This is a genomic window from Ornithinibacillus bavariensis (assembly GCF_018333235.1).
Lineage (GTDB): Bacteria > Bacillota > Bacilli > Bacillales > Amphibacillaceae > Ornithinibacillus > Ornithinibacillus bavariensis.
The window spans coordinates 481,564-497,817 of sequence record NZ_BORP01000001.1 but is presented as its reverse complement, the minus strand read 5'-3'; the positions used below and the strand labels follow the sequence as shown (position 1 = coordinate 497,817).

Sequence of the window (16,254 nt, the reverse complement as noted above, 5' to 3'; positions counted from 1 at the left end):
CTCACAATATACACGCTTCTTTTCTTTTCCTATTTTGTTCAAAAGAATATGATAATTATAATCCTAGCAAATGTAAAAAGTACAGTACTATTTTAAATATATTAAGAAAGAATCTGGTTTCAACACCAGATTCTTTTAAAATCCATATTCTGCCTCTCTCGTCTCTTGCATGGACTGGTATGTCTTGACTAATAAAATAAGATCATCAACTAAACGTTCTAGTCGAAATAATACATCATCATTTGTAATTTCCTTACGATAAAAATCCTGATCTTCAATAAAAACATAGGACTGAACAAGATTTGCTTTCATATACGATAGGATTGGCTTTAATTGTTGCTCAGCAACCAAATAATGCTTAGCCGAACCAGCAGTAATAATTATTCCAACCACTTTATCCATGAACGCACGTTCAGGTAATAAATCAAAAATGTTCTTCAATGTTGCTGGGATAGAAGCTTGAAAAACAGGTGTACCAATTATAATTGCATCCGCTTCCATCAACACCTTAGAAACAAATCCAGTATCTCCTTCATATTCTAAATAATTTCGGCCATCACTAAACTGTATATCATAATCTGCTAAATCAATTAATGTAATCTCCATATCCGGATTTTTTTCTGCTAAAATCTTTATTGTATGTTCCATTGCCGTTCTTGTTTTTGAACCAACAATAGACCCGGATAAGCCTACTATTTTCATGATTGTCCCTCCGATTTCTCCCGAGTATACTTCTTTATTACTGGTAAAATCTTCTCACCAATTAGATCAATATTTCGTTTTAAATTATCGAAAGTAATTCCACCAAAGTCCATCTGTGCAATATATCGCTGATGTCCGAAAACCTCATGCTGATATAAAATCTTTTCAATAATTAGCTCAGGGCTACCAATATTCATCACATCATGAGGATGTGCACCTTGAGCAAAATGCTGCTTCGGAAATCCACGTCCATTGGTTAGCTTCATACCTTCATTAATAAAGTCATATGTTTCTCGTTGTGCTTGCTGTGTAGTCTCAGCAGCATAGAAAAATCCTGCTGTAGCTATTGGAAGTTCATCTGGCTGATGTCCGTTCAGTCTAGCGGCTTCCCTATATGCGTCAATGGAGTGTTTAAAGCTATTGGCAGGTCCACCTAACATAGCGAGAAACATCGGTACACCTCGATAACCAGCCTTAATTGCACTCGAAGGCGGTCCACCAACGGCTCTCCATATCGGTAAGGATCCGTTCACTGGTCTTGGAAGTATTTTTGCATTTTTGAGTGGTGCTCGATATTCCCCACTCCAATTGACAACTTCTTCCTCATTAATTTTGAGTAGCAATTCAAACTTTTCTTCAAATAATTCCTCATAATCTCTTAAATCATATCCTAGCAATTCAAATACACCGACCCTTGATGCTCGACCTGCAACTATCTCTGTACGACCATTAGAAATTAAATCGATAGTAGCAAAATCCTCATAAACACGAACAGGATCCAGTGTACTGATAATCGTTGAAGAGCTGGCTAGTTTAATTTTTTTCGTTGCTTGAGCAATCGCACTTAATACAACAGTGTGTGCTTGTGTTGTGAAATACTCCTGATGGCTCTCTCCTACACTAAAAAAGTCAATACCAGCTTGCTCTGCTAACGATGCCAATTCGATTATTTCATTTATTCGTTGTCTTGCTGAGATTCTTTCTCCTGTATGTGGGTTAGCGATATGATCCCCTAATGTATAAAGACCGAATTCTAGTCCGTTCTTTGGATTAACACGGTATGCTTCCAACAGTTTTCCCTTCTTTCTACTACGCACTGCATATTTCAGACGTTAAATATGATTTTCCAAATATTTGTATAGAACATACGTTACTAATGATAAATGAGATTAGTTCTCATGTAATAGTACAATAAAAGATGCGTGCTTTGCTAATAAACTGCCTAGCTCTTTTCGTTATCCTATTTTGAGCATGTGAAAGCTAATTTTGCTTCTTCCACATTCTTACTTTATTTCAACCTCTGATTAATCGAGCCACAGTGCTTCACTTATACCTATTCTCCCCTTATGTGCCCGTTAAAAATAAACACAGAATAAGAACAACTTTAGTTTTCCACCAAAATGATGTTTAGTTAATCACTAAGATTCATTTTATTGGGTAATCTTCGAGGTGAGTGATGTTTACATGTCCTTTAGAAATCATTTCATTCGTATCCTTCTGCCGAAATGTTGTTTACACGTGCTCTATGCATCATTTCGTTCATATCCTTTTATCAAAATGATGTTTACAGACGCTCTATGCATCATTTCATTCGTATCCATCTGCCAAAATGATGTTTACACGTGCTCTATGCATCATTTCGTTCATATCCTTTTATCAAAATGATGTTTACAGACGCTCTATGTATCATTTCAGTCGTATCCATCTGCCAAAATGATGTCTACACGTCCTCTATGCATCATCTCATTCATAATATCTACCTAAATGATGTTAATCAGCTACCATCTAAATTGTAACTATTTAATGGAGTATCATATCTTCAATAGCAGCTACTAACAATACGGAAACAAAAAAATGGGGCAAAGGCAGACGCCTTTCCCCCATCAAAATAGCCCCAGCCATACCCCAATTGCAGCACCAATATAATTTCCTATTACATACCCAAGTGTACCAACAATTAAAACTGGAGCTACTAGCTTGCTCCACCCTTTGGATATAGCCATTGCTGCTGCTGTTGTTGGACCACCAATGTTGGCATTACTTGCTAGTATTATTTCTTCCAGATTAAATTTAAATAGTTTACCAAAAAGGAAAGAAATAAACATGTTTAATGCAACCATAACAAACACTAATACAAACAATAATGGTGCATTTTGTATAATTACAGGAATGGAGGCAGGTACTCCTATAACGACGAAGAAGATATATATTAAATAGGTTCCTATTTCTTGTGCACCTCGGATTTTTTCAAAGAAACGAGAAAATATGGTCACCGATAATAGGGTGATTGTCGTCAGCATTAAATAGTTATCACCAAAAATTCCGTTTAAAGCTGTTAGAATAAAATTGCCATCAGTAGGAATAAGCTTATCAAATATTTCTGCTAGCTTAAATGAAATGGCTACTAATGCAAACGCAGAACCAACTGCCAATCCTATATCCTGTAATGAAATTTCCTTTCCCTTCCAATAAGATGCAGCTTGGTTTTTGTTTTCTTTGTTTGAAGATTGCTCCACTAGTTCTTGATGTGGCGCCCTAAATCTTTTTCTAAAAAAGGCAATTGTCGGAATGACCATTAACACTAAAAAGTACAGTGCCATCATGAGATTATCTGCTACAACCGTGGCAGAAATTAGTTCTCCTGGTGTTTCAAATCTAGCGGAAAGTGCAGCAAGGTTCACACTACCACCTATGTAAGAGCCTGTCATCATGGCTACAACCTTATATAATTCCGGTATAAGATCCTTTAATAAAAAGAATCCGACAATAGCACCAACAACAGTACCTATCGAGCTGATTAAGAAAATAATCAGTAACCTTCCACTTTCATTCCATATTTTTAATATATTGGATTGAAAGAGAAGTAACGGTATTGCAAGTGGAACAACATAACTCCATACGGTGTCATAAACTGGTGATTCGGTTGGAATAATATTAAAATTAGCCAGTAACATCGCACCTACTAAAGCAACTATCGCACCTGATATTTTTGAAGCCCATTCATATTTTTGTTCCAGATAAATACTGATACCAGCCCAACCTGCTAAAAATGCCCATAATATCCATGTATCATCAGACTGTATGATTGCATAAAACATATTGATTTCCTCCTAAAACACAATATCTCTCCACATTATAATAGAACAAATACCTCTAAGTCACTAATAACTATACATGGTCAAACGTCTTAGCTTATGCATACACTTTTCGTCGTTGGGAACATAAAAAAATGAGGACCTTATTATTGGCCCTCATTTCTCTTTAATTCTCCTGTATTTCCTTACGATTTTTCTTAAACATTTTGGATAGGATTTCATAGACAATTGGTACGACAATCAATGTTAACAATGTGGAGCTCGCAAGTCCACCGATTACCGTAATTGCTAGACCTTTCGAAATCAGACCTCCACCTGCATTACCAAACAACATCGGAACCAGAGCTCCAATTGTTGCAATAGCAGTCATGAGGATTGGACGTAGTCGGGTAGCTCCTGCCTCAAGAATAGCTTCACGCATCTCTAAGCCATCATGTTCCATATGAATAATGCGGTCTACTAATACAATTGCATTCGTTACGACAATACCAATTAACATCAATAGCCCCATCATCACTGTCACAGATATAGTTTCACCTGCAATTAATAAACCTACTAAAGAACCAATGACCGTAAATGGTAGGGAGAATAGTATTGCAAATGGTGCTAGCCCCTCACCAAACGTTACGACAAGGATAAAGTAAACGATTAGAATAGCAGCTAACATAGCAAAACCAAGCTGTGTAAATGTTTCTTCCATATCAGCAGTTACTCCAGATACACCTACAGAAACACCTTTTGGTAGCTCTAACTTATCAACCGCCTTATCAACTTCAGAAGATACCTTTGAAATATCATCTTCTAAAATTGTTCCAGTAACAGATGCATAATACTCACCCTTACTACGGGCTAATGTATTTAGAGTTGTTCCCTCTTCTACTGTTACCAATTCAGATAGTGGCATTGTTGTTCCAAGTGCCGTTTCTACTTCTGTATCTAATAATTCATCGATAGACTTAGGTTTCTCTGTTTGCTGTTCGTGCTGAACGATAACATTCAATTCATTTCCATCTTTTTCGATGGTTGTTAGAACGTCCTCCGTTCGATTAGGATTCAATAGCATAACAATTTGCCCAGTTGTTAAGCCATATTGCAGCAATTCATCCTGGCTTACTTTAAATGTATATTCAACATAGGAGTCCTCTTTGCTGGATGATACATCCTTCAGCCCTTTGTTCTCTTTTAATATTTCTTCAACCTTATCAACTGAATCATTCAGTTTATCTAAGTCTTCACTATATAATGTATAGCTTAGTTCATTAGAAGCAAATGACATCGTTGAGAAGTTTTGACTCTTCCATTCTCCAGACTGTCCAATATTAAATACATACTCCTCAATTTCTTCTCGAACCTTTGGGAAATCCTTCATATCAGGGTCAAAGATTAAATACATCAATGCCCCACCACCGCCAACCATCATGGAAGCCTGTGGATCGTTGTCAGTTATGGAAAGCTGTACAATATCTATATCATCACGTTTTAGCATTTCTTGTTCAACTGCTGTTACATTTTCTAATGTCTCATCTGGTAATTCACCAGTTGCTGGTGTGTACGTTAAGTACATAACTTTTTCTTCTTCACTACCGAGAAAGCTAAATCCAATTAGTGGTGTTAATAATAAACTTCCTACTAATAAAAGAATTGCAACTGTAGAAGTAATTATTTTATGGTTTAGTGTCCACCTTAAAATACTCTTATACCAATTCGCTAATTTTCCAGCTTCTTTATGCTTCACTTCTGTTTTTTCACTGTATAGCTTTTTCTTAAATAGGAAATGAGACAATGCTGGTACTACAGTAATTGCAACAAGAAGTGATCCACCTAATGCAAATGTCATGGTAAGGGCAAATGGCATGAATAACTCACCAACCATGCCTCCAACAAATATCATTGGTGCAAATACCGCAACTGTTACTAAGGTTGAAGAAGCAATTGGCCTGAACATTTCAAGTGTTGCTTCTCGTATTAATGCCCGACCATTAAGTTTCTCAGTCTTTAGATGTAGACGCCGGTATATATTTTCCACGACAACAATGGAGTCATCAATTACACGTCCTATCGCTACAGTGATTGCTCCAAGCGTCATAATATTCAATGTTATATCCATCCAATTTAGTAGCATCATCGCTATGAAAATCGATAATGGGATAGAGATAATAGAAATTATTGTTGATTTAAAATCGCGTAAGAAAAGTAGAATGATAAGCACTGCGATTAATCCACCAAAGACTGCCTTTTCAACCATAGTGGCTACAGATTCTTCAATTGGCTCACCTTGGTCAAGGGAAATATCAACATTTAAGCCCCCAATCTTACCCTCTTCTTCTTTCATTAAGTCTTTAACAGCATTCACCACATCAACAGTATTGGCATCCTGACCCTTTACTACCTGAATGGCAATCGCATTTTCACCGTTAGTACGAGATACTGATTGAACTTTACCTACAACTTCAACCGAAGCAATATCACTAAGCTTCACAAATGGAAGTGGTTGTGTTTCAGAAGGTGTAACAGGGATTAACATGTTTTTCAAGTCATCCTCAGACATGAACTTCCCATCTACTGCTACTGCCTGTTCCCCTTCTTTAAATTCAAACAGTCCTAAGGATACGGACATATCACTTGCCTGAATCATTTGCTTGACATCATCTTCAGTTATACCAAGTGCAGCCATTTTTTCTTCATCATATCGCAACTCAATATCCTCAATATGTTGACCTGTTGTTGTTGCAGATGCAACTCCATCTAATTTTTCTAGATTGGGAAGAATAATATCTTCAACAGTAGAGGTTAAATCAACGATATCCTCCGTATCACTACTAACACTGAGAACAACTACTGGCATCATATCCATGCTAATAGCTGTTATGGTTGGTGCCTCTGCTCCTTCAGGTAATGTCACATTATCAAGTGCAGAATCTAGTGCTCGTTTTGCTTCATCCATATCAATTCCATAATCATACTCTACTTGAATACTTGCCATATTGGAGTACGAATTCGAATAAACTGCTTTTACATCCTCAAGATTCTCAACAATTTTTTCTATTGGAATAGATACTTCTTCCATGACCTTTTCAGGTGTAGCTCCTGGATAAACACCAGTAACCATTAAATAAGGAATAGATATATCTGGGATCATTTCAGTTTTCATCCGAGTACCAGAGTACATACCAGAGAAAATGATAATAATCGTTAATATCCATACCGCTAACTTATTCTTAATTACAAAATTAACAAAATTCTTCACATTTACACCTACCTTATATTGACTATACGAACTCATTTTTCTATACTAATGACTAACCGGTCATTTTGTCAACTATATGTACGTTATTTTAGGAGAGAATTTACAAAATGAATAAAAAACAGTTAATTATGGAAAAAGCACTCGAGCTTTTCGCAAAACAAGGGTTTGAAACTACATCCATCCAACAGATTACAGATTACTGTGGCATTTCGAAGGGTGCCTTTTACTTATCCTTCAAATCAAAGGATGAGTTGATTTTAGCATTAATCGACCATTTTATGCAGGAGCTAACAACCGATATTGACTACCTGGTCAACGGAAGAGACTTACCTGTTACATTGTATCGTTTTTTTTACACTACCTTTGAAACATTCATAAAACATGCAGACTTTGTCAAATTGCTTATGAAAGAACATACACAGTCATTAGACGATGAACTTCTAGAAAAATTACGGTATTACGACCGGAAAACTGATCAGACAATCTTGTCAATAATAGAAAAGGTCTATGGTGATGTAATTACAACGATAAAATATGATTTAGTTTATACTGTTAAAGGATTAATAAACAGTTATTCGAGCTTTCTATTTTTTAATAAGATTGACTTTGATGTCGCATTAATTTCGAAATCCCTTGAAGAGAAAACTGATATATTAGCTAAACATATGACCACACCGTTTATTACGGATGAAAGCTTGGAAATGTTTCAAGAAATTCCAAAGGAAAAAATGCAAAAGGATGTTCTCTTACAGCAAATAAATTCTACAATGGAAAAAATAGAAGATTCTCTTACGAAAGATTCATTGATACTACTAAAGGAACAAATAGGAGAGTTAACATACAATTCTGCTATAATTCATGGACTAATTGGGAATTTAGCGGAGCAACCAGAATGTAAGAGGTTATCATATCTATTAACTAAGTACTTTGATTTCGCTAAGTAGTAAGATTTATCTTTAACAGGACGAGATTCTTTTTTATGTTGGTGCAACAAGTATAATTACAATAATGGTATGATAAAAAACAGACGAAACAGTGGAAGGAGAATAAAGGATGCCAATCACAGAAGGATTTATCGAAGTAACCGGAGGAAAGGTTTGGTACCAGAAGCATGATAATAGTACGAATAACGCACCTGTTTTAATTTTACACGGTGGCCCGGGTTCATCTCACTGGTCACTGCAAGGATTAAAAGAGTTAGCAGATGTAAGACCCGTTATTTTATATGATCAGCTTGGTTGTGGGAAATCAGACCGCCCCGAGGATACCTCTTTATGGAATATTGATCGATTTGTAGAAGAAGTTAAGCAGTTAAAAGATGGTCTTGGATTAGAAGAGTTCCATATTCTCGGACACTCCTGGGGGACTACTTTAGCTGCTGCATATTATTTAAAGAATCCTGAAGGTGTGCAAAGTATTGTTTTTTCCAGTCCTTGTTTAAGTGCCCCATTATGGGCAAAGGATCAAGCTGAAAATATCGAAAAACTACCACATCAGGTTCAGTCAATAATAAAAGAATGTGAGTTAAATGGGGAGACTGAATCCGACGAATACAAGGAAGCTATCAAAGTCTTTAATAATCATTTTGTTTGTAGATTGCCAGAATCTGAAAGACCTGCTTTTTTAAAAGAAGGGGTAAACTATAAAAACCCTGAAATATATAATATAATGTGGGGCTCATCAGAATTTCATGTAGCAGGTAACTTGAAAAGCTTTGACTGTACTCCAGATTTACACAAGATTCAAGTACCAACACTTTATACCTGTGGTCGTTTTGATGAAGCAACTCCAGAGTCAACCGTTTATTTTAGTCAATTGACACCGAACAGCAAATACCACATCTTTGAGAAAAGTGCTCATATGCCTTACATCGAAGAACCAGCAGAATACTTAAAAATTATGAGAAGCTTTTTATCGCAGGAACAAGTAACTATTACAGGGGATTGAACACACTAGTTCAATCCCCTATATTTATAAATTAACACAAGGAACATGATTTCAATTATTAGGACGGCAAGGATTATAAATATTCCCATTACAACAACTATATCAGATACCATATTCATCCCAAACGACTCTACGAGATAGATGGCGATCATAGTAGTCATATAAATACCAAAGAATTTCTTTGTCCACATATATAGTTCTTTCTTTGCAACTTGTTCTGATATGGCAACTAGCAGTTGAAATACATAAAAAATTAAAATCAATTTCAATATACTTAACACAGTATAGTAAATAGACCAAAATGATGGAATTTGTGTTGTCATATGTAAGGAGCTTTGCGAAATAAATATACTTGGTATGGAAAAAATGATTAAGACGATTGACCATGTACTAGCTTTTTTCCCAATAAAATATTTCTTAGCTAACGCCGTTATTCCCGAATATATTAAATAATATCCCAGTGGATCAGGTAGAATATCGATTACCATTATATGTAATTCAAGAAATACAAAAATAAATCCCCAGAAAATTTTTGTAAATGAAGATTTCATTTTATATTACCTCTTTCTTCAATAATTGTATTTATATCCTCCTGTCTTAATTCGGGAATACTATTTATATAAGTTGAACCAACGGTTTTCTTACCGTTTTCGGTTACAGTCATAAAATTTACAGGAAAGTCAAAATAGTAGAATTGGTACGGACGTAACTGGGTATAAATGAGCAGATAATCACCCTTACTCAAAGAAAAAGGTGCTAGATTACTTGAAATTAAAACACCGTTTTGCTTCTCCCATGCCTCATAATTTCCTTTTTCTAACCATTTTGGAGCTTTAACTTTATTATTTTCTGGTAGATTGTTGCTTGATCGAATTTGAATTGCCATCTGATCAAAGAAATCTTTATTAAACGGATTCGTTACGTAAATTATTTCAAGATCCTTATTGGCAGTTAGTGTGGTTTGATTCCATCCACTGCTATCACCTGAACTAGATATCCATTCCAGAGATGTATTTTCCATATTTATCTTTTGGATTATTACTTCACCTATTGGAACTTCCATCAAGTCACCGTTAGTAAATATTACCTCCATCGTATTAAAAGACCAAGTTCCATCTTCGCGAAACGGTATCATATCGAAGGGAATATCAACTGTTACAGGAACTAAATAATGATGATTAAATTCCTGTATGAATTTAACTATCGGTTGATCATCTTGCCAAAATCCCATCTCATCCCAATGTACAAAGCCCTGTACCTCACCGACCCTCATGTAACTTATATCTACTGGATTTTGTTTGTTGGATAAATAATATAACTGAAATTGGACAAGATAATCTTCTTTTTCATTAATTTCTTTAGCTATATAATGTTCAAGAAAAACAGGCCCGTCTAATTGTTTAGAGGAAAAATAAATATAGTTTCCAAGTATTACTAAGATAACTAATCCTATACCTATCCAAAAATGTTTCTCTCTCAATCCTTACACCCCTCTTTAAGAAAGTTTCGACAACAAGCTAACAAAATCCTCTATTTTGTTACATATAAAAAATAAAATGCCAGATATCCTGCAAATAAACAACTTTCGCAGAACATCTGGCACCCTATTATTTTGCTAATTTAGTAACTAACTCAGGCAACCAATCATGTAAATTGCTAAAATGATACCCTAATTTGGTTGCTCTATCATTACTCATTGTCCATGTAGCCCCAACACCATAAGGGGAATTATGTTCTTCATCGGAGACTACAGTCAGGGGCTTTCCAGTTTTTTCGCCAATGAGCTGCATTAAATCTGACATGCTAATCACTCCATTAGCACAAACATTGATAGGACCCGTATAGTCTTTCTCTGCTATCCATGCTAGGAACTCACCAGCTTCTTGTTGATGAACAAATCCCATCTTCGCATCAGGATTTGGAAAAAATACCTTTTTCCCTTCCTTGGAACTTTTGATATAATGCAATAATCTTTCCGTATAATCGTGTTCACCCAGTACAATTGGAATTCGCATTGCTACGACTGGAAAGGTAGCTTTTTGAAAAAAATACGCCTCTGCTTGTCTTTTTCCTTCTTGATATGTAACATCATTCCTGTCAACCATCTTCAGTTCATAGGTATAAGGATCAAAGGTTTCCTCAGCCATATTTACACCTTCATCATAGACAGACAGTGTGGACGTAAAAACATAACGCTTCATCTTATCAGCTAAGGTATTCATTATAATTTCAGCATCGTTGGAAGAATAACAAAGCTGATCAAATACTACATCCCATTCTCTCCCTTGCATGGCAGACTGGATAGACGCTTCCTCAAACCGATCAACCTTAATACGTTCTACCTTGTCTCCAAATGGGTCTTTACTATTTTGTCTTGTTGCAACAGTAACGGAAACACCTTTTTCTACTAATGCATTCACTAAATTCACACCAAAAAATCGTGTTCCTCCAAACACTAGAGCTGTCTTCATATTAATTGCTCCTTTCTATTTATCTAGTAAAATATTTTGGTTTCATTATGTGCGATAGAAATGAATTTAACAAGACAAATATCTCCTACATTATTTGTCATCTAAATTTCTGCTCTCAATCACAATCTCCTCCTCCAAAATATAACCTGTAGAAGGAGTAGGACTCGTTGAAAAATACATGACGATAAGCAAGAATAAGAAAGTAAATAAAGTTGCTAATCCAACTAACCAAAAACCAATACCTTTCACAATATTCTTCTGACCAAAAAACATAAAAGTTACTCCTAATACAATTACTACAGCCAAAAATAATACCATGCTATTCCCCTCACTAACGAACTATTTATCTTATATATAATAGATTCTCTGGAGGTTATTACTGAAATTCTTTTAAAACAAGCTCTCAATAAAAAACAGAAAAAAGGACTACTTCCACTTGGAAGCAATCCTTTACCATTGTTAGCTTACTTTTCTAAAAATATTGGATAGGTGATACTTTTTTATATTTTTACTTTTTGGTAGCTGTTGCTTAGACTCCCTGTATAAATTTGTTTCGAAGGCATATCTTCTCATTTCCCTCATTTTTTCGTCAACAACTATTTTATTTAAAGCCATGTTCATGGTTATTTCCTCCCTTGGATTTCTTACTCCTATCATACTCATTTCTACAGCTAATAACCTCGGAACCGCGACTGATTTTAACAATCAAAAAATCCCTACTTTTTCTGTAGAACATATCAGACTGAAGGCTGAAAACAACCCTTTATCGATACAGACACCATTTTCTGTAAAAATTTGTATCTTTCTGAGCTCAATCTATTATTTACCACGGCTTTCAACAAAACTAGTACTTTTTCTCAACAGAATGTGACATACATTCCTAGGGTTATCTGATATTATGGTGAACATATAGAAATAATAGAGTTGGGAGCGGCGACATGGAAAGATTATTTGGACCATTTAAAATGGATACGGACTTTTCCGATAAAGAGCATTCGATACGTGTTGAGCTTGAGCGTAATGACTTATGCTTTTACCGGTTCATCGGTGGAAATGCTAGTGAAACACAAGAATTAAGACAACAGCTACAGTCACTACGAGAACGAAAGCCTTTACTTATTGGCATTTTCCGCTTTCCATTCCGCTTTGAAGGAAAAAGAAGACAAATGACCGCTAGAGAGCAATATTATATTATGCGAGACTACTGTGATTCTGTAGTCTTCTTTGAAAGCGATGGTTTAATGGAAACAATTGACCCTTCGACACCAATTCATGAGGCTCGAATTGCATTTGACACAATTGAAGATAGAACAATCAATACACTGCGTGAAATGGTAGATGAAACTGGGAAAATTAACATCGACTATCAGGATATTAAAACGTTTATTTTTCGTAAAAGAGGACCATTATTCTTACATTCCATCGAAGGAAGTTCCTTTGATGAGCCATTAAAACATTTAATATCAACACCATATCTTCCAGAAGATTTTACAGAGGCTGAGCAGCTCATTATCAATATTGGATATACGAGAAATGTAGATATGGAAGCATTTAGGCAAATTAATTTGAGATTGAATGACTTATTTGATAAAGCAGAGATTTTTAAGATTGGGTCCTATTTTATTGATGAGCCAGGACATCGTTTTAAAATTACCCTACTGGTAAATGGCATCGAGGATCCTATTGCGATGCCTAGAGAAGTTCAAAAAGAAGCCGCCATTAAATATAAGGGCTTTATGAAAAGATGGCAAAAACTAATAGAAAAGGATGTCAGATAGGTAACTGCATTTCTGACACCTTTGATAAAGCTGGCTCCTCGCGCAATTACTTAGTATACTACATACATTACCCAAAATACGCTCACACTAATCCTATAAAGGAGGGATTAGTGCATGAAGGATAAAAAGAAAAAACACAAGAGCAAAAAAGAGCTAAATGAAATGAAAGGAAAAGAACGTTTTCCTAAAAATAGACAATAACGTTAAAGGTGCCAGTGCTACTATATAGTGCTGGCACCTTTAAGGTTTAGTGTAAATATATCCTTGGTTAGGGTATAGCCAAACAAATAAAAAGTGACATAATTCTACATTTTTTGTGGGATTGTCACTTATTTTTATGATATAATGGCTATAATTATTAGAAAAATTGGAAATTACTTTATATAGACTACTTATTTTAGATTATATAATTTAAAAAATCCTCAATATTCCCTCTCAAAAGGAGATGTGTCATGGTCCAACAGGTTAGTGAGTTTTTTAAAGATTTTGGTTCCATCGGAATGTTTATTCATTCCTTCATCGATGCAGTAATCTTTCCAATACCTGCATTTTTTACGCAAGTATCCTTAAGCATGCTTGAGCCTAAAGAGGCATTATTACTTGCAACTATCGGCTATGTTGCCTGTATCATGGGAACCCCGTTTGGCTATTTAATTGGTAAAATTCTAGGTGAACCAGTACTGCATAAGTTTCTTAAACAGAAATGGGTTGATAAAGCAACCACTTCCTTTAAGAAAAATGGAGAGGCTGCTATTCTAATCGGTGCTTTTACACCTATTCCTTTCAAAGTATTTACCATTTTATCTGGTTGTTTTCATTATTCATTATGGAAGCTAATAGGATATGCAGCTATTGGTAGAGCAGTAAAGTTCTATGTTGTTGGACTCGCCTTTTATTTATACGGCCGCGCATCAGAGGAATTTGTCACACAGTATCTCACATACTTTATGGCAGGGATTGCAGTAATCCTATTCGTCATTTTTTATATAAAAAGAAAAATGGACAAAAAGAAGAAGCTCCGAATTGAAGCACAAAAAAATTATGCTGGTTGATAAAGATAAGGCAGTAAGGAATTTCTTACTGCCTTTTATGCTATCATCATTATTTTTTTATAGCTTTAATCAATTGAAGAATCTGACAAGTAGTAAACCGTAAATTTTGATAAGCAGTATCCAAATCCATTGCCTCCTGGAGCTCCATAGGGCGATTGATTATTGAAAAGCATGCAGTCATCCCGTCTTTGTTTACTGAAAAATCATCCTGTTTGACTGTTCCTGCTAACGCTATAACTGGAGTATTTCTTCTAGCTGCCATATGAGCAACACCACTTGGTGCTTTCACCATTGAAGTTTGTCCATCTAACTTTCCTTCTCCAGTAATTACTAAGTCAACATTTTGTAATTTTGATTCCAAATCGATGAGATCTAGTATTAAATTAATACCGGACCTCATTTCACTATGTAAAAATCCTGAAAAGGCAGCACCTAATCCACCTGCTGCACCTGCTCCTTTTACTTTATGTATATCTATACCCAAATCCTTTCTTACAACCTCAGCCAAATTTCTTAATCCCTTATCTAATTCTTCAACCATTTCTTGCGTTGCACCTTTTTGAGGACCAAATACATATGCAGCTCCATCCTTACCATAGAGATAATTTTGAACATCACAGGCTACTTGAAAGAAACATTGTTCAAGTAATGGATGCTTCTCAGTTGTTTTAATATGAGTAATCTCTGCTAAAACCTTGCCACCAAAGCCAACCTCTTTTCCGTTAGCATCCAAAAACTTGAACCCAAGTGCTTGGAGCATACCCACACCCGCATCATTTGTAGAACTCCCACCTAACCCTATAATAAATTTTCTACAGCCTCTTTCCATTGCATCGATCAGCAATTCTCCAACACCATAGGTTGTCGTTAGTAATGGATTTTGTTCTTTCTCTGTTAGTAATGGCAAACCACATGCTGAAGCTACCTCGATAATTGCTGTTGCTCCATCTTGGGTCATGCCATATACTGCTTCTATCTTTTTTCCCAATGGTCCAACTACTTCTTTTCTGTATAATTGTCCACCAACTGCACGCACGAGAGCCTCGACTGTCCCCTCTCCCCCGTCAGCAAGTGGAACCGTCAATATTTCTGCTTTAGGGTATACTTCCTTTATACCTTCTGAGATTGCACTACTCGCCAGAGTGGAGGAAATGGAACCCTTAAAAGAGTCAACTGCAATAAGTATTTTCATAAAATAAGCACTCCTTAAGAAAAGATCCTATGATTGATATCCCTTTCTTAAGATCATTATACCGTACCCTGAAATACAGTTAACTAAGAATTATGGTTTATTGAACAATCGTATAGCTTAATAAATCTGACTCCTTATCCCAGTCAACCCAAATTTCAACGGATAATCCTTCATTATTTTCAAGGTTAAAATTTGGAATTCCATGCTCACCAGCTATTTTTAGTTGCTCATCAAAGGTGTTCTTGACATTTTCACCAAATAGTTTCGTTAATTGTTCTATCGCTTGTTCATAGGTTAGTTTCTCCATATGTATCTTCTCCTTGTATCACATGATATTGTTTAGAAAGAGCTAGATAATACGTAATATCTAGCTCTAGTTCAAAATTTACTTTGTATTATTTTTCCCTGCTTCTTCTGCTAGCTGGTCAAATGATTTTACTTTACCATGAGGGTTTTTTGCACGTTTATTTGCCTTCCACTGTCTCTCCTTTTCTTTGTTCGATTGGGTCATTGTGGTACGAACTCCTTTATCAATATATTATTTACCTTTTTTATTAGCACGAGCTTTCTTCGCTTTTTCTTTATGAGCTTGATTCGCTTTTGCACTACCAAATTCCTTGGAGAACTCGGTGTCCTGTTTACTGGAATCAAAGCCTTTTTTATTTTTTTGTTGTGGGTCATTTTTCTTTGTTCGTTTTGCCACCTATCTTCCCTCCTTCTCCATTAGTATGGAATGGGAGGAATGTAAATATGCTTCATATGAATGACCA

General features: G+C 35.6%; 17 protein-coding genes. 4 read left to right on the top strand and 13 right to left on the bottom strand.

Translation table 11 applies throughout. The annotated features are described in order from the left end of the window. Positions 1-135: 135 nt before the first annotated feature. The 4 genes from KI338_RS02550 to KI338_RS02535 form a co-directional block, all read right to left on the bottom strand. Positions 136-702, bottom strand: coding sequence for an NADPH-dependent FMN reductase (locus tag KI338_RS02550; RefSeq protein ID WP_212919395.1), 567 nt, complete (start codon positions 700-702; stop codon positions 136-138). After that, positions 699-1,772 carry an LLM class flavin-dependent oxidoreductase gene (locus tag KI338_RS02545; RefSeq protein ID WP_212919394.1) on the bottom strand — a complete coding sequence of 358 codons (1,074 nt, stop codon included), beginning with the start codon at positions 1,770-1,772 and terminating at the stop codon, positions 699-701. The genes KI338_RS02550 and KI338_RS02545 overlap by 4 nt, the downstream gene beginning before the upstream one ends. 813 nt (positions 1,773-2,585) lie before the next feature. Then, complete coding sequence (locus KI338_RS02540; protein ID WP_212919393.1) at positions 2,586-3,800, bottom strand: DUF819 family protein; 1,215 nt, start codon at positions 3,798-3,800, stop codon at positions 2,586-2,588. A gap of 163 nt (positions 3,801-3,963) precedes the next feature. Further along, the gene (locus KI338_RS02535) at positions 3,964-7,044 is read right to left on the bottom strand and encodes an efflux RND transporter permease subunit (protein WP_212919392.1); all 3,081 of its coding nucleotides are present in this window, start codon (positions 7,042-7,044) and stop codon (positions 3,964-3,966) included. Positions 7,045-7,151: 107 nt separating this feature from the next. Here KI338_RS02535 and KI338_RS02530 point away from each other — a divergent pair, with 107 nt between their 5' ends. Continuing rightward, complete coding sequence (locus KI338_RS02530) at positions 7,152-7,988, top strand: TetR/AcrR family transcriptional regulator (protein ID WP_212919391.1); 837 nt, start codon at positions 7,152-7,154, stop codon at positions 7,986-7,988. A 109-nt stretch (positions 7,989-8,097) separates the two neighbouring features. Continuing rightward, positions 8,098-8,991 carry a proline iminopeptidase-family hydrolase gene (locus KI338_RS02525; protein WP_212919390.1) on the top strand — a complete coding sequence of 298 codons (894 nt, stop codon included), beginning with the start codon at positions 8,098-8,100 and terminating at the stop codon, positions 8,989-8,991. A 5-nt stretch (positions 8,992-8,996) separates the two neighbouring features. Here KI338_RS02525 and KI338_RS02520 read toward each other — a convergent pair whose 3' ends face one another. The 5 genes from KI338_RS02520 to KI338_RS02500 form a co-directional block, all read right to left on the bottom strand. After that, entirely contained in the window at positions 8,997-9,542 is a 546-nt protein-coding gene (locus tag KI338_RS02520) for a hypothetical protein (protein ID WP_212919389.1), read from the bottom strand. Next, the gene (locus tag KI338_RS02515) at positions 9,539-10,471 is read right to left on the bottom strand and encodes a hypothetical protein (protein WP_212919388.1); all 933 of its coding nucleotides are present in this window, start codon (positions 10,469-10,471) and stop codon (positions 9,539-9,541) included. Before KI338_RS02515 ends, KI338_RS02520 begins: the two co-directional genes overlap by 4 nt. A 127-nt stretch (positions 10,472-10,598) precedes the next feature. Beyond that, the gene (locus tag KI338_RS02510) at positions 10,599-11,462 is read right to left on the bottom strand and encodes an NAD-dependent epimerase/dehydratase family protein (protein ID WP_212919387.1); all 864 of its coding nucleotides are present in this window, start codon (positions 11,460-11,462) and stop codon (positions 10,599-10,601) included. Positions 11,463-11,552: 90 nt separating this feature from the next. Further along, on the bottom strand, positions 11,553-11,780 hold the full coding sequence (locus tag KI338_RS02505) for a hypothetical protein (protein ID WP_212919386.1): 228 nt from the start codon (positions 11,778-11,780) through the stop codon (positions 11,553-11,555). Between the two features lie 141 nt (positions 11,781-11,921). After that, positions 11,922-12,083, bottom strand: a complete 162-nt coding sequence (locus tag KI338_RS02500) for a hypothetical protein (protein ID WP_212919385.1) — start codon at positions 12,081-12,083, stop codon at positions 11,922-11,924. Positions 12,084-12,400: 317 nt separating this feature from the next. On the opposite strand from KI338_RS02500, the gene KI338_RS02495 reads away from it, so the two are divergent. Beyond that, positions 12,401-13,240, top strand: a complete 840-nt coding sequence (locus KI338_RS02495; protein ID WP_212919384.1) for an FtsZ/tubulin family protein — start codon at positions 12,401-12,403, stop codon at positions 13,238-13,240. Positions 13,241-13,692: 452 nt separating this feature from the next. Next, on the top strand, positions 13,693-14,292 hold the full coding sequence (locus KI338_RS02490) for a YqaA family protein (protein ID WP_212919383.1): 600 nt from the start codon (positions 13,693-13,695) through the stop codon (positions 14,290-14,292). Between the two features lie 49 nt (positions 14,293-14,341). Here KI338_RS02490 and KI338_RS02485 read toward each other — a convergent pair whose 3' ends face one another. The 4 genes from KI338_RS02485 to KI338_RS02475 all read right to left on the bottom strand — a co-directional run bounded on the left by KI338_RS02485 (position 14,342) and on the right by KI338_RS02475 (position 16,187). Continuing rightward, complete coding sequence (locus KI338_RS02485) at positions 14,342-15,484, bottom strand: glycerate kinase (protein WP_212919382.1); 1,143 nt, start codon at positions 15,482-15,484, stop codon at positions 14,342-14,344. A gap of 97 nt (positions 15,485-15,581) precedes the next feature. Then, positions 15,582-15,791 (bottom strand): hypothetical protein, encoded by a 210-nt coding sequence (locus tag KI338_RS02480; RefSeq protein ID WP_212919381.1) that lies wholly within the window; start codon positions 15,789-15,791, stop codon positions 15,582-15,584. 78 nt (positions 15,792-15,869) lie between these two features. Beyond that, the gene (locus KI338_RS17660) at positions 15,870-15,995 is read right to left on the bottom strand and encodes a DUF6254 family protein (protein ID WP_244853299.1); all 126 of its coding nucleotides are present in this window, start codon (positions 15,993-15,995) and stop codon (positions 15,870-15,872) included. Positions 15,996-16,022: 27 nt separating this feature from the next. Beyond that, positions 16,023-16,187, bottom strand: coding sequence for a hypothetical protein (locus tag KI338_RS02475; RefSeq protein WP_212919380.1), 165 nt, complete (start codon positions 16,185-16,187; stop codon positions 16,023-16,025). Between the last annotated feature and the right edge of the window lie 67 nt (positions 16,188-16,254).